Here is a 13922-nt window from a genome sequence, read left to right on the forward strand (position 1 = left end):
GGGGGGGGTGGGGGGGGGTGGGGGGGGGGGGGGGGGGGGGGGGGCGCCCCGCCCCGCCCCCCCCCCCCCCCCCCCCCCCCCCCCCCCGCCTCGTTGCACGCCTTCTGCACGCACGGATCACCACCGTGTTCGGCGTGCACGGGGCCAACATCGAGGATGTGTTCGACGCTGCGGTCCGCAACCCGTGCGTGCGCCCGGTCGTCACCAAACACGAGTTCGGCGCGGGCGCGATGGCCGACGGACTCGCTCGGATCCACGGGGTCCCGACTGCTGTCCTCACGACCTCCGGCGGCGGCGCGCTCAACGTGATCCCGGCGCTGGGTGAGGCGTACGACAGCCGGGTGCCGGTAGTCGCCGTCATCGGCACGGCAGCACGGCCGACCGTCGGTCGGGGCGGCTTCCAGGACATGCTGTGTCCACCCGACACCATCGACCTGACCACAGTACTGTCCGGCGTCGTCGGATCGTGCTCCGTCGTCGACGACCCGGCCCGCCTCGACGACGCCGTCGACGACGCGCTGGAGACGTTGTCACGCAACCTCCCGGCAGCACTCGTGATCCCGAAGGACGTGCAAGCGGCACGGATTGCCGTTGGACCGGTCGGATCCGTCACCGCGCCCGAGCGCGGCGGGCCACCGACCGACGTCATCGCCGGTCTCGCCGACCGGTTGGCCCACGCGGTTCGCCGCGGCGAGCCCGTGTGCATCTGGGCCGGCGAGGAGGCGTCACGCCTCGGATCGTCCGGGACCATCGGACATCTCGCCGATCTGCTCGGTGCCTCGGTCGTCGTGTCGCCGGGCGGCCGCGACGTCGCCGGTCCGGGGTGTGCCGGGGTGACCGGGGTGATGGGACACCCGTCGGCACACGCGGCCGTCCAGGAGGCGACCGTGTGCCTCGTCCTCGGCTGCCGTATGTCGCTCACAGATCGTGCCGGACTCGACGAGACGCTGGCCACGACATGTGTGTTCCATGTCGGTGCAGTCGCACCCCGGGCACCCGGTATCGCCGACCACATCGAGACCCTCGCGCTCGATCGCGCGCTGGTGGCGCTGACACAGGCCCTGCACGATCGCCTCCCCGGCCCGCGGGGAGCCCACCCGCGCGACATCCGGTACCTACCCGATGCGACCTCACCCTCGCGATCCCCCGTCCTGCCGACGCTGCGCGAGGTCGTCACGGCCATCGGCGAGGTACTCCCCACGGGGTGTGCTGTGTTCGCCGACGCCGGCGACACCGGAGCCGCGGCCATCCACCATCTCCCGTTCGGATCCGGCCGGTTCGTCGTCGCTCTCGGCATGGGCGGGATGGGGTTCGCGATCGCAGCGGGAATCGGCGCCGCGATCGGCGGGGCCTCCGGCGGCGGTGGTCCCGACCGCACCGTGGTGATCGCCGGCGACGGGTCGTTCTTCATGCACGGGATGGAACTGCACACCGCCATCGAGCACGACGCTCCCGTGACCCTGATCGTGCTGAACAACGATGCTCACGGTATGTGCGTCACCCGCGAGAACCTCTACTTCCCGGACACCGCATCCTCGCCCACGGCACCGACGGGAATCGTTGGGAGAAGCGTGAACCGATTCCTGCACACCGACATCGCCGCCGGACTCGACGCCATGTTCCCCGATCTGGTGGTCCGGCGCGCCACCGATGTCGACACACTCCGCGCGGCCGCGGCGGATCTGCTGTCCCGGCCCGGCCCGAACTGCATCGTGGTCGACACAGACCCTGACGAGATAGCCCCCTTCGCACCCTTCCTGCCGAGAGGAACAGCATGACCACGGACACCTCCGCACTCTCCGACCTCGGGCCAGCGGCGACGTCGCTCGAGGGCGTCGTCCGCGTCGAGACCCATTCGCGCGCGGCCAGCACACCCATGCTCGTGGACCGGGTCCGCTCGGTCTATCCCCACCATCAGATCTATGGCGACTTCTGCACCGTGCAGGGTTACGTCGACGCGCCGCCCCGCGCCCTGTACGACTGGCTCGCAGACACGCGCTCGCTGGAAGAATGGACGTACAGCACAAGAGATTTCGCGACCACCGCTGAACCCGGCCTGTGGGTCGGACATGATCGGCTCAACGACGACACCGAGATCTATGTCCGCACGATCGCCAACGCTGACGCCATGACGGTCGACTACCACTGCGCCTGGGATCAGGGCACGCACCTGTGGATGATCTACCTGATGCGCGTCGTCGACGCCCGCACGGTGCTCGACCGTCCCGGGTCGGTGGTGCTGTGGACGAACTGTCGACACCCGTTCTACGACGACAACCCCTACCCCGATACCGCACCCGAGGGACGGACCGAATGGGTCGGCGACCTCTGGGACATGTTCGCCGCCGGGCACCAGATCGAACTCGACAACCTGACCGCGATCGCCGAGTACCGGCATCGCAACGATCTCCCCCTGACTCCCGAATGGATGCGTTCATGACCCCGACCACCGCAACCCCGACCACCTCGACGCCGATCGCCCTGGCGGACCTCGCCACGTATCGGCCGGTGAATCGTGTTCCCGCCGAGTACTTCGCGCAGTTCGCCGAAGCCGACGAGCTCGCCGACAACATCATGTTCCGTGCCCCCGCGTTCCGCCACCACGCCGCCGAGGACGAGACCTCCGCGGACATGATCGTCGAGGCCGCCCGCCACCTCACGGAGCGCCACGGAGACGGCTACCTCGACGACGTCGACGTCATCCTGACGCACAGTCAGCTCCCCGAGGTGCCCGTGCGCGGGTGCGTGGGCGAGGTGGCGCACCGGCTCGGTCTGCGACCGACGACGGTCCTCGACGTCCACAACGGCGGATGCGCGGCCTTCGTGCACATGATCGAGATCGCCGGCGCCCTGCTCCGCGCGAACGGCGGACGCAAGGCCCTGATCGGCCTCGCCCAGAACAGCGCCGGGCAGATCTTCACGCAGGAACAGGTCCGCACCAAGGCCCAGGCGGCCGTCCCGGGCGACGGCGCGGCCGTGGCGACCATCACCGTCGGCGAGCACGGGAACCCGGTGTTGGGCACCGAATGCCGCTCCTTCGGGCAGTATTCCGCGGACATGACGGCCGTCGCCGAGCCCGAGCGGAAGTACTGGGAGGCAGGGCCGGGCCAGATCCACGTCGGATTCACCGAGGCGAAGATCGCCAAGGTCCTCGCGCGGGGCAATCGAATGGTGCCCGAGGTGGCACTCGAGCTGGCACACCGCATCGGAGTCCCTCCCGGCGACCTCGATCTCTTCGTCACGAATCAACCGAACCGCATCTTCCTGCGGAACTGGCGTGACGCCCTCGAACTGCCCCACGACCGTCATCCCGACACGTTCGACGAGTGCGGCAACCTGTTCGCAGTCGGTATCCCGATGACGCTCGATGCGGCCGTCGAGGCAGGACGGGTCCGGCCCGGTGACCTCATCATGATGTCGGCGTTCGCCCACGCGGGCGATTTCGCCGCCGCCGGAGCGATCCGCTGGAACGCGCGTACATGACCGCCCTGCTGGGGTCCCCGGCACACGCGCACGGACCGGTCGGCGAGATCCGTTGCGATCTCAACGAATCCGCTCACCCACCGCTGCCGTCGGTGATCGCGGCGCTACGCGATCACGTGGGCGCCGAGCATCGGTATCCCCCGATGCGGCCCGACGCCGTGCGCCGCGCCGTCGCCCATCACCTCGGCGTCACCGACGATCAGGTCACCGTGGGCGCCGGCGCCACCGCGGTCGCCGTCGCGATCCTCGCCGACTGCGCGCTACGCGCCCGCCGCAGGGGCGTGACCGATGTGCGGATCGCAACGCCGGTACCGACGTTCGACGGCTTCGGCATGATCGCGGACATGCTCGGACTGCGGCTCGATCCCACCCCGCTCACCGCGGACGGACGACCCGACCTCGACGCACTCGCCGAGCGATCGGGACCGCGGACGGCCGCCCTGATCGTGTGCTCGCCGCACAACCCGACCGGGGCCGTCGTCGGCGAGACCGCGCTGCGCACACTCCTCCGCGCGGTGGCGCCAGAGGTGACGGTGATCCTGGATCAGGCCTATGTCGAGTACTGCACGGATCCGCCGGACATCCGGTCGATGATCCGCGATCACCCGAATCTGGTCGTCGTGCGCACCTTCTCGAAGGCCTACGGCCTTGCCGGTCTCCGTGTGGGTTACGCGCTGGGTTCGAGGGCGACGATCGCAGCGGCCCGCGCGCACGAGGTTCCGTTCTCCGTCGGAGCAGCGGCCCATGTCGCAGTCCCGATCGCGCTGGCGGCGCAACGGGAACTGGCGCAGCGCACCCGGTCGACGCGCACCGAACGCGATCGGCTGGCAACGATGTTGGGATCGATGGGTTGCCACGTCCTGCCCGGGGAGGCGAACTTCGTCTATCTCCCCGGCCCCGACGGCATCGCGATCGGGCACACGCTGCGCACGGCCGGCGTCATCACGCGGGAGTTCGGCAACCATGGCTGCCGCGTCACCGTCGGCGACCGACGCACCACCGATCACATCGTCGCCGCGGTGCGGACAGCGGCGCTCCTCGTGTGAGCCCGAGCCTGATCAGATCGGGATACGCCATGACTCAGGCGAGTTCGATGAGTTCCTGGTATTCGTCGGACCAGTGATCCTCGGTGCCGTCGGGCAGCAGGATCACGCGCTGCGGATCGAGCGCGGCAGCGGCCCCGGGATCGTGGGTCACCAGCACGACGGCGCCCGTGTAGCTGCGGAGCGCGTCGAGGACCTGCTCTCGCGAGATCGGGTCGAGGTTGTTCGTAGGCTCGTCGAGCAGCAGGACATTCGCCGCCGACGACACCAGCCCGGCGAGTGTGAGGCGCGTCTTCTCACCGCCCGAGAGAGTGCCGGCCGGCTGCTCGAGTTGCGCGCCGCTGAACATGAACGCGCCCAACAGGCCTCGCAGATCCTGTTCCCCTGCATCCGGCGCGGCATGACGGATGTTCTCCCACACCGAGGCCATGTCGTCGAGTGTGTCGTGTTCTTGAGCGAAGTAGCCGATCTTGAGCCCATAACCCGGATCCATGGTCCCCGCGTCCGGTTTCTCGACGCCGGCGAGCAGTTTGAGCAATGTGGTCTTGCCGGCGCCGTTGAGACCGAGCACCACGACACGGCTGCCCTTGTCGATCGCGAGGTCGACACCGGTGAAGATCTCCAGCGACCCGTAGTTCTTGGTGAGCCCACTGGCCATCAGCGGGGTCTTGCCGCACGATGCCGGCTCGGGGAACCGGATGCGTGCGGTGCGGTCGGCCACCCGCTCCTCGTCGAGCGCATCGAGCATGCGGTCGGCTCGTTTGAGCATGTTCTGTGCCGCGGTGGCCTTCGTCGCCTTCGCACCCAGTTTCGCCGCCTGGGTCCGCAGTGCACTGGCCTTCTTCTCCGCGTTGGCCCGTTCGCGCTTGCGACGCTGCTCGTCGGTCGCACGGGCGTCGAGGTAACGCTTCCAGCCCATGTTGTAGACGTCGGCCTCACCGCGGACCGCATCGAGGAACCACACCCGATTGACGACATCCGCGAGCAGCTCGACGTCGTGGCTGATCACCACGAGCCCGCCCTCATGGTTCTGCAGGAATCCGCGCAGCCAGGTGATGGAGTCGGCGTCGAGGTGGTTGGTAGGCTCGTCCAGGAGAAGTGTGGTGTCGGATTTCCCTGAACCGTCAGAGGCGGCGAACAGGATGCGTGCCAACTCGATACGCCGGCGCTGACCCCCGGACAGGGTGCGCAGCGGCTGCCCGAGCACCCGGTCGGGCAGACCGAGGCTGTTGCAGATCCGGGCAGCCTCCGATTCCGCCACGTAACCGCCGAGGGCGGAGAACCGCTCCTCGAGCCGACCGTACTTCGAGACCGCCCTGTCGCGGATCTGGTCGTCGGCGGCCTCGGCCATCAACGCCTGCTGCTTCTCCATCTGGTGCAGGATCGAGTCGAGACCGCGCGCCGACAACACGCGATCCTTGGCCAGGACGTCGAGGTCCCCCTCCTTCGGATCCTGCGGGAGATAGCCGAGTTCACCGCTGCGCATGATGGCGCCGGCGTACGGCTCGGTCTCACCGGCGAGAATCCGGAGGGTCGTCGTCTTCCCGGCACCGTTACGGCCGACGAGACCGATCCGGTCGCCGGGTTGGATGCGGAGGGCGGAGCGGGGCGCCGACAACAGGGTCCGAGCACCCGCTCGAACTTCCAGGTCGGTCGCGGTGATCACGACGAATCAGTCTACCCACGTCCCGCCACCGGTTTTCCACCCGAGGACGCCACCGACCGATGGCACTGCCGCTACCGTGTGGGGAGTGACCGAACCCACACCCACACAGCTGTCCTCAGATCTCACCGGCAAGTCCGCACTCGTGACCGGCGCGAGCCGCGGCATCGGCCTGGCCATCGCCACCGAACTGGCCCGACGCGGCGCCGCGGTGGTCGTCACCAGCCGCAAACCCGAGCCGCTCGAGGCCGCTGCGGAGTCGATCCGCGCCGCCGTCCCGGGCGCGACCGTGTCCGCTTGCCCGGGCAACACCGGTGACGAAACTCACCGCGCCGAGGCGGTCGCCGCGACGGTCGCGCAGGGAGGCGGAGTCGACATCCTGATCAACAACACCGGAATCAACCCGCTGTTCGGTCCACTGATGGACGCCGACCTGGGTGGGTTCCGCAAGCTACTCGACACCAACGTCGTGGCCGCGCTCGGCTTCATCCAGCAGGCATTCCACGCCGGCATGCGCGAGAACGGAGGCGCCGTCGTCAACATCTCGTCGGTCGCCGGCATCCGCTCCACCGGCGTGATCGCGGCCTACGGCGCGTCGAAGGCGGCGATGATCCGGCTGACCGCCGAACTGGCGTGGGAACTCGGACCGGCGAACATCCGCGTGAACGCCATCGCCCCGGCCATCGTGCGGACACAGTTCGCCCAGGACCTGATCGCCGGCGACAACGAGGCCCGCGCACTCAAGTCCTATCCACTGGGTCGTCTCGGCGAACCCGACGACATCGCACGGGCCGCCGCGTTCCTCGCCTCCGCCGAGTCCGGATGGATCACGGGACAGACGCTGGCCGTCGACGGCGGGACGCTCTCCACCGGCTCGATGTGACCGCCGCGATCACCGACGTGGCCGTGGTCGGTGCGGGACCTGCGGGTCGCGCACTGGCCCACCACCTGGTCCTCCGGGGGCTGACCGTCACGATCGTCGATCCCCACCCGGGCGCGCCCTGGCGCCCGACCTACGCCTGTTGGACCGACGAGTTGCCGACGTGGCTACCGGCCGACGCGGCGTCGGCCCAGGTCGATTCCGTCGAGATCCGCACTCCGGACACAGTCCGGATCGCCCGGGGCTACAGCGTGATCGACAATGCGGAGCTGCAACGCGCCCTGACCGTCGACGGGGCCCGCGTCGTCGCCGAACGGGCGACCCGGATCGCACCGGACCACCTGATCACCGACTCCGGCATCGTCCGGGCGTCCACCGTCGTCGACGCCCGCGGCACGTCCGGCCAGGGACCACGCCAGACCGCGTTCGGCGTGGTGGTCACCCGGGAGCGGGCACGTCCCGTCCTCGGTGCGGCCGAGGCGGTTCTGATGGACTGGACACCCATCGACAACACCGACGACGCCACGCTCGACGACTCGGCCGTGCCGTCGTTCCTCTACGCGATCCCACTCGACGACGAGCGGGTGCTGTTGGAGGAGACGTGCCTCGCCGGGGACCCGCCCCTGACCATCGCGCGACTGCGCGCGCGCCTGGAGGCCCGCCTGGGCGGGCTCACCGAGGATGCGCTCGACACCGAATCCGTCTCGTTCTCGCTCGAGGGCATCGATTCCCCGTGGCGGCGCACCCCGCTGCCGTTCGGAGCACGAGGCGGCCTGCTTCATCCGGCTACCGGCTACAGCATCGGCATGTCATTCACCGCGGCGGGCATCGTCGCCGATGCCATTGCCGGTGGCCGGGCGCCCGCCGACGACCTGTGGCCTTCGGGAGCCCGTGGCGTGCATCGGCTGCGCACGGCGGGACTGCACGCGCTGCTGGCCCTCGACGCCGACCAGACCCGGGCGTTCTTCGACACCTTTGCGCGTCTGCCGGTCGCGCGTCAGCGCGCGTACCTGTCGGGGCGGACGGATCTGCCCGGATCCGTCGCGGCGATGCTCACCCTGTTCGCGCGGGCGGACCACCGGACCCGGCGTACCCTCGCCCGCGCCGTGCTTTCCGGGCGTTGACGCGGTCGGGGACCATCGCTCCGTAAGGGAGCCGGTCAGTGGCGCTGGTCCAGGGTCACCGGTGCGAACGCGTCGGACTCGTCGGCGACGACATCGCGGTCGGTGGCCGGATAGTCCTCGGCATCGTCGTCGACCTCGATCGACTGCTCGATGAGGTCTGCGTCGTCGGCGGACGGGATCGGGTCGTTCACGGTCATCGCGCACCTCTTCCGACTGTCGCGTTGATTGGTACACCTCCACGGTAACCATCTCCGCTGTGACGTCCAGGACTGATGTCCGGGCCGATCCGTCCGGTGTGGGTGAGAGCTGAAACTCAGAGCCGCGAATCGACCGGTTCGGACTCGCACGCGAGGATCGCGAATACACATTCGTGGATTCGCCACAACGGCGCTCCCTCGCGGTGGCGCGCAAGCGCCTCCCGCGCGAGCTGATACTCACGCATGGCCATCGAGCGCTTGTGCCGCAGGTCTCGCGAACGCAGCCGGTGCAGGTCGCCGAGATACGACGGCCCGTAGATGAGCCGCAGGTACTCGGCCCCCCGCACCTTCAGCCCGGGGACCACCACCCGGTTGCGTGCGTCGCGTACGAGGTTGCCGATCGGTTTGACGACCATGCCCTCTCCCCCATCCGCCGTCATCTCCGCCCACCACGCGGCGCCGTCGGCACGCGAGCGCTCCGATCCGGTGTCGACGACGCGTCGCCGCGTGGTGGTGAAGAGCTCCGGATCCGCACCCGCCAGACGGTCTGCGGTCTCGAGATGCCAGGTGTGCGGACGATTCTCGAACGTCTCGTCGGCGCCCTCGGCTCCGGCCGCGAGCACCTCGAAGGTCGCGATACGGATGTCGTCGACGCCGGCACCCGGACGGACGTAGCGGAGCAGGGCGTCGGCGAATGCCGACACGTCGGTGCTGTGGCGGGTCGTCACCGCGATCTGCTCCGCGACATCGAGCCCCCGCTCGGCGGCGTCGCGCAACTCGGACGTCAACAACGCCAGCTCCGGCTCGGCGGCTGCCGGTACCGACGCGAACTGATCGCGGATCAGGCCCTCGCCCTTGATGTTCCACGGCAAGAGCTCGGCGTCCAGGATCAGTCGACGACACCCCAGGTCGTCGAACACATCCCGCGCCGCGGCCCGGATCCGGGCGAGCAGGGCGGCGGTCGTCGCCGGCTCGAAGAACGGACGGCCCGTTCGTGTGTAGATCGCGCCGAGTCCCCCGTCGTACACGCCGAACCCGAGGCGGGCGTCGTCGTCGTCGCGCGTCACCACCACGACCGCCCGTGATCCCATGTGCTTCTCCTCGCAGATCACCTCGGTCACGCCGAGTTCTGCGTAGGTCGCGAATGCGGATTGCGGGTCCTCCAGCAGGTCGGGATCGACGCTGCCGGCCGGACTCATCGTCGGCGGCAGATACCGCAACCAGCGGGGATCCACGGCGTACCGCGACATCACCTCGAGGGCGGCGGCTGCGTTCTCCTCCCGAACCGTCACCGGCGGTCCGAAACGTGTGGTGACGATGCGCTTTCCGATGACGTCATCGAGGTTCAGCGCGGCCCGGACGCGGGCGTCGGCGGCCGAGTCCCCATATCCCATCGGACGCTCCGACGACCAATAGGTCCGGCCCGCCGGGACATCGACGAGCTCTCCTTCCGGGTACCGCAGCGCGGTGAGGCGCCCCCCGAAGACACAGCCGGTGTCGAGGCACAGCGTGTTGTTGGTCCACTCGGCCGAAGGAACGGGCGTGTGTCCGTAGACCACCCGTGCGTCACCCCGGTAGTCGCGCGCCCAGTCGACGCGGATCGGATAACCCCACCGGTCCTGGTCGCCGGTGGTCTCGCCGTACATGGCCAGGTTGCGGACACGACCGGACGTGCGGCCGTGGTAGCGCTGGGGCAGCCCGGCATGCGAGACCACGAGGCGCCCCTCGTCGAGGACATAGTGGGAGACGAGCCCGTCGAGGAATTCGATGACCGCATTGCGGAATCCGGCCGTGCAGCCGTCGAGTTGCTGCACCGATTCGGCCAGGCCGTGGGTGAGCTGGACCGGCTTGTCGGCGCGGCGACCACCCGTGCGCTGCCGCAAGGCGCGGAGCAGCTTCTCCTCGTGATTGCCGCGGACGCAGATCGCCTGACCCTCGGTCACCATCGACATGACGAGCCGCAGCACCCCGGGCGTGTCCGGTCCACGATCGACCAGATCTCCGACGAACACCGCTCGCCGGCCCTCCGGGTGGTCGAGCACACCGACCTCGCCGTCCGGCGACGACGTGACCGTCCATCCCAGGGCGCGCAACAGGGTCTCGAGTTCGGCACGACAGCCGTGCACGTCTCCGATGATGTCGAACGGGCCGTGCTGGTCGGTGAGGTCGTTGAACAACCGTGTCCGTGAGACATTCACCTTCTCGGCCGCGGCCGCACCGATCAGCCTGTGGACAAAGCGAAAACCCTCCTTGCGCAGGTTCTTTCCGCCTTGACGTAACAGCCGGTGCTGACGGACGATCACCGCGTCGTCGACGTCCGTACGTGCCGCCGACCGTCGCTTGAGCACATCGAGTTCGACGTCGAGAACCACGGCGACGGCGAACACGTCGTACTCCTTCGCCAGTTCGAGCAGCTTGCGTCGGTCCTCGGTTCGGACCGACGTGGCATCGACGACGGTCAGCAGTCCGCGGCGCAACCGCCGCCCGGCGACGTCGAACAGCGCGCCGAACGCGTCCGCCGTGGCACCCTGGTCGGTCGGGTCATCGGCGACGAGCCCCCGAAACGTGTCCGACGACAACACCTCCGTATCGCGGAAGTGGTTGCGGGCGAAAGTGGATTTCCCGGACCCGGACGCACCGACGAGGACGACCAGACACAGATCGGGCAGTTCGATCGTCGTCGGTTCATCGGTGGTCGGGTGTGTGGGTGTCGGTGTGGTCATCGGCTCACCTCGTCGATCCGTGTGAACACGGCGCTCTGGGTCGGCGCACCGGCCTCGGCGTCGGGATCACCGATCTCGCCGAGCGCCACGGTGTAGCGGTACTCTGCGGCGACGTCATCGCACCAGCGCGCGAATTCCGCACGGGTGAACTCGAATCGGTGATCCGGGTGCCGGAACTCGTCGTCGCCGAGGCCGTAGCGGGCGTTGTGTTCGCGGTTCGGCGTGGTCACGACGACCGTCCGCGGGGCCATGCCGTCGAAGACCGAGGCGGCGGCCACCGGCAACCGCGTCTGATCGATGTGCTCGATGACCTCCATCAGGACGGCGACGTCGAACCCGCGGCAGCGGGAGTCGGCGTACATCAACGACGACTGCCACAAGTCGACATCGCGTCGGCGCCCGAGCCGTTCGGTGGCGCGGTGCAGCGCCGTCACGGATACGTCGACGCCTGCCAGGCGCGTGTGAGTGCCGTCGGCTGCGAGCGCATCGAGAAGGCGCCCCTCGCCGCATCCGAGGTCGAGGACCGATCGTCCATGTGCCGCACGCACGGACTCCGCGACCGCCTCAAGTCGTCTGCGGGCCAAGCTCTCCCGGCGGGCGGCGACCACCGAGCCGGCCTGCCCCACGGTTCCCGGTGTCTCGGCGCCCCGCCGATCGGCCGGCTCCGGACCGGTCGGATCGGCCTCGGTCGGGTCAGAGCCGGTGAGCCGCTCGACGGCGAGATCGACCAGTGGACGCACTCGCTTGACATAGCCGCTGATGATGCGGTCTCGGTGCGGGTGTGTGGACAACCAGCCGTCACCGAGACGTTCGAGCTTGTCGATCTCGAGCTCGTCGACGAAATAGTGCTTGTCGTCGGCGATCACGGGCAGCAGTACGCAGACGTGGCGCAGCGCGTCACGGACCGTGTGCCGCCCCTGCAACGAGACTCCTGCGTACGGCGAGTCGCCCCACCCTGCGGGCCGCAGTGGCTGCCGGGAGACCTCGACGTCCCACCCCAACGGCCTGAAGAGCTCCTCGGGTCCCACCGGTCCCCCGATGGGCACCGACGGCACGCTGATGGCGATCTCCCAGGAATGCTCGACCAGTTCGGGGTGCGCGCACCGACCGGCGAGGGCGTCACCGAACACCTTACCGATTGCGACGACGAACCGGGACGACGCGGCATACGGGATCGTGCTGACATGACGCTGCGCCTCGTCGCGGGAACGGACGCCCTCGCCGTCGACGTGCAAGGCGACACGGCACTCGGGCACGCCGGCCCGGGGATAGAAGACGCGAGCGGCGCCCTGCGAGGTGTCGAAGGTCTGCATCCGGTCCGGGTGCTTGTGCAGCAGGTAGCCGAGATCCGTGGCCGGCATGTCACCGTCGCCGCGCACCTCGAGTGTCATCATCACAGGGCAAACACTACTGATCCGTGCAACGGGTTTACCTGTCTGCGCGACCGTGGTCGCGTCGTCGGCGCAGGTGTCAACCGCGCGAGCGGCGCAGCTCCCGCCACCTGTCGATCAGGTCGTCGACGTCGACGGTGTGCGCGGTGATCAGGGTCGGCAATCCGGCCCGTGAACCCAGATGAGCTTCGCGCACACGACGATTGAAGTCCGTGAGGATCTCGCGGACCGCATCCTCGTCGGCGATCGAGACCAGCGAGTCCGGGAAATCCTGCGCCTCCCTGCGCAATTGCAGCGGCATCGGCAGCAGCGCCGACGAGTCGAGGTTCTCGTCGCGGATCTTGCGTTTCACCCACCAGTCGGGGTCGTCGGCGTCACTCAGGTCGAGCGGCTTGCCCATACCGGGCAGATTGTCGAACTCGCCGCGCTCAGTCGCCTCGCGGATCATCTTCTCGACGCGCGACTCGTGACGCGGTGGCTGCCAGCGGCGGACACGACGGAACCGGCCCTCACCGGACGATCGGTCGTCGGATGTGCCGGTCATCAAGGGGACCAGATCAGACGGTGAAGCCCAGCGCCCGCAACTGTTCCCGGCCGTCGTCGGTGATCTTGTCCGGGCCCCACGGTGGCATCCACACCCAGTTGATCTCCATGTCCGTGCACAGACCGCTGTTGACCAGCGCTGCCCGTGACTGGTCCTCGATGACATCGGTCAGCGGGCAGGCCGCGGACGTGAGGGTCATGTCGATCTTCGCGACGGCGTCGTCGGTGATGTCGATGCCGTAGACGAGGCCGAGATCGACGACGTTGATCCCGAGCTCGGGATCGACGACATCGCGCATCGCCTCCTCGACGTCCTCGAGCTGTGGCAGCGAGGTGGCCGGGGCCTCGGGTGGGGCGGTGGCCGCCGATGTGGTGGTGGTGGTTTCGTCGCTCATGCTGACTGTGCTCCTGACGATTCCGTGGATGGGGTGCCGTCCACTGTTCGGGCCAACGCGTCCTTGAAGGCCATCCATCCCAACAGCGCGCACTTCACGCGTGCCGGGTACTTGCTCACGCCGGCGAAGGCGATGCCGTCGCCGATGACGTCCTCGTCACCGGTGTCCGCGCCCCGCGATGTCATCATCGCGCTGAACGAGTCCAGAGTGGCGAGTGCGTCGTCGACCGATTGGCCGACGAGCTGATCGTGCAGCACCGATGTCGACGCCTGCGAGATCGAACAGCCCTGACCGTCATAGGAGATGTCCTCGACGGTCGAACCGTCGGCCGAGAGGGCGACCCGCAGCGTCACCTCGTCACCGCAGGTCGGGTTGACGTGATGGACCTCGGCACCGAACGGGTCGCGCAGTCCGCGGCCGTGCGGGTGTTTGTAGTGGTCCAGGATCACTTCCTGATACATCTGCTCCATCCGCATCGTG

13 protein-coding genes are annotated in these 13922 nt (G+C 68.9%); 6 read left to right on the top strand and 7 right to left on the bottom strand.

Annotated elements, in window-relative coordinates; all coding sequences use genetic code 11:
* Positions 1 to 17: 17 nt before the first annotated feature.
* Genes QSJ19_RS18090 through QSJ19_RS18105 form a run of 4 tightly spaced genes read left to right on the top strand, consistent with a single transcriptional unit; the run spans position 18 to position 4529 of the window.
* Entirely contained in the window at positions 18 to 1778 is a 1761-nt protein-coding gene (locus tag QSJ19_RS18090; RefSeq protein ID WP_502876230.1) for a thiamine pyrophosphate-binding protein, read from the top strand.
* Complete coding sequence (locus QSJ19_RS18095) at positions 1775 to 2440, top strand: SRPBCC family protein (RefSeq protein ID WP_286322368.1); 666 nt, start codon at positions 1775 to 1777, stop codon at positions 2438 to 2440. The genes QSJ19_RS18090 and QSJ19_RS18095 overlap by 4 nt, the downstream gene beginning before the upstream one ends.
* Positions 2437 to 3483, top strand: coding sequence for a 3-oxoacyl-ACP synthase III family protein (locus QSJ19_RS18100; protein WP_286322369.1), 1047 nt, complete (start codon positions 2437 to 2439; stop codon positions 3481 to 3483). The genes QSJ19_RS18095 and QSJ19_RS18100 overlap by 4 nt, the downstream gene beginning before the upstream one ends.
* A complete protein-coding gene (locus tag QSJ19_RS18105; RefSeq protein WP_286322370.1) occupies positions 3480 to 4529 on the top strand; it encodes a pyridoxal phosphate-dependent aminotransferase in 1050 nt (349 codons plus the stop codon). Before QSJ19_RS18100 ends, QSJ19_RS18105 begins: the two co-directional genes overlap by 4 nt.
* A gap of 34 nt (positions 4530 to 4563) precedes the next feature.
* Here the strand turns inward: QSJ19_RS18105 and QSJ19_RS18110 are convergent, their stop codons facing one another.
* Entirely contained in the window at positions 4564 to 6192 is a 1629-nt protein-coding gene (locus tag QSJ19_RS18110; protein WP_286322371.1) for an ABC-F family ATP-binding cassette domain-containing protein, read from the bottom strand.
* A 76-nt stretch (positions 6193 to 6268) separates the two neighbouring features.
* On the opposite strand from QSJ19_RS18110, the gene QSJ19_RS18115 reads away from it, so the two are divergent.
* Both QSJ19_RS18115 and QSJ19_RS18120 read left to right on the top strand, forming a co-directional pair.
* The gene (locus tag QSJ19_RS18115; protein WP_502876233.1) at positions 6269 to 7072 is read left to right on the top strand and encodes an SDR family oxidoreductase; all 804 of its coding nucleotides are present in this window, start codon (positions 6269 to 6271) and stop codon (positions 7070 to 7072) included.
* Complete coding sequence (locus QSJ19_RS18120; protein WP_286322373.1) at positions 7069 to 8193, top strand: lycopene cyclase family protein; 1125 nt, start codon at positions 7069 to 7071, stop codon at positions 8191 to 8193. Before QSJ19_RS18115 ends, QSJ19_RS18120 begins: the two co-directional genes overlap by 4 nt.
* A gap of 35 nt (positions 8194 to 8228) precedes the next feature.
* On the opposite strand, the gene QSJ19_RS18125 is transcribed toward QSJ19_RS18120, so the two are convergent.
* The 6 genes from QSJ19_RS18125 to sufU all read right to left on the bottom strand — a co-directional run bounded on the left by QSJ19_RS18125 (position 8229) and on the right by sufU (position 13918).
* Positions 8229 to 8390 (bottom strand): hypothetical protein, encoded by a 162-nt coding sequence (locus QSJ19_RS18125; RefSeq protein ID WP_286322374.1) that lies wholly within the window; start codon positions 8388 to 8390, stop codon positions 8229 to 8231.
* 116 nt (positions 8391 to 8506) lie between these two features.
* The gene (locus QSJ19_RS18130) at positions 8507 to 11113 is read right to left on the bottom strand and encodes a polynucleotide kinase-phosphatase (protein WP_286322375.1); all 2607 of its coding nucleotides are present in this window, start codon (positions 11111 to 11113) and stop codon (positions 8507 to 8509) included.
* Positions 11110 to 12507, bottom strand: coding sequence for a 3' terminal RNA ribose 2'-O-methyltransferase Hen1 (locus QSJ19_RS18135; protein WP_286322470.1), 1398 nt, complete (start codon positions 12505 to 12507; stop codon positions 11110 to 11112). The genes QSJ19_RS18130 and QSJ19_RS18135 overlap by 4 nt, the downstream gene beginning before the upstream one ends.
* Positions 12508 to 12583: 76 nt before the next feature.
* Positions 12584 to 13048, bottom strand: a complete 465-nt coding sequence (locus QSJ19_RS18140; protein ID WP_286322376.1) for a DnaJ family domain-containing protein — start codon at positions 13046 to 13048, stop codon at positions 12584 to 12586.
* 13 nt (positions 13049 to 13061) lie between these two features.
* Positions 13062 to 13442, bottom strand: coding sequence for a metal-sulfur cluster assembly factor (locus QSJ19_RS18145; RefSeq protein ID WP_286322377.1), 381 nt, complete (start codon positions 13440 to 13442; stop codon positions 13062 to 13064).
* Positions 13439 to 13918 carry a Fe-S cluster assembly sulfur transfer protein SufU gene (sufU, locus tag QSJ19_RS18150; protein ID WP_286322378.1) on the bottom strand — a complete coding sequence of 160 codons (480 nt, stop codon included), beginning with the start codon at positions 13916 to 13918 and terminating at the stop codon, positions 13439 to 13441. Before sufU ends, QSJ19_RS18145 begins: the two co-directional genes overlap by 4 nt.
* Between the last annotated feature and the right edge of the window lie 4 nt (positions 13919 to 13922).

Source organism: Gordonia sp. ABSL11-1, from assembly GCF_030315685.1.
GTDB lineage: Bacteria > Actinomycetota > Actinomycetes > Mycobacteriales > Mycobacteriaceae > Gordonia.

What these genes read in the sequence shown, in the direction of transcription:
- sufU (WP_286322378.1), bottom strand. Translation starts at nt 13,918, where the DNA reads ATGCGGATGGAGCAGATGTATCAGGAAGTGATCCTGGACCACTACAAA.
- QSJ19_RS18105 (WP_286322370.1), top strand. Translation starts at nt 3,480, where the DNA reads ATGACCGCCCTGCTGGGGTCCCCGGCACACGCGCACGGACCGGTCGGC.
- QSJ19_RS18100 (WP_286322369.1), top strand. Translation starts at nt 2,437, where the DNA reads ATGACCCCGACCACCGCAACCCCGACCACCTCGACGCCGATCGCCCTG.
- QSJ19_RS18125 (WP_286322374.1), bottom strand. Translation starts at nt 8,390, where the DNA reads ATGACCGTGAACGACCCGATCCCGTCCGCCGACGACGCAGACCTCATC.
- QSJ19_RS18135 (WP_286322470.1), bottom strand. Translation starts at nt 12,507, where the DNA reads ATGATGACACTCGAGGTGCGCGGCGACGGTGACATGCCGGCCACGGAT.
- QSJ19_RS18140 (WP_286322376.1), bottom strand. Translation starts at nt 13,048, where the DNA reads ATGACCGGCACATCCGACGACCGATCGTCCGGTGAGGGCCGGTTCCGT.
- QSJ19_RS18145 (WP_286322377.1), bottom strand. Translation starts at nt 13,442, where the DNA reads ATGAGCGACGAAACCACCACCACCACATCGGCGGCCACCGCCCCACCC.
- QSJ19_RS18095 (WP_286322368.1), top strand. Translation starts at nt 1,775, where the DNA reads ATGACCACGGACACCTCCGCACTCTCCGACCTCGGGCCAGCGGCGACG.
- QSJ19_RS18130 (WP_286322375.1), bottom strand. Translation starts at nt 11,113, where the DNA reads ATGACCACACCGACACCCACACACCCGACCACCGATGAACCGACGACG.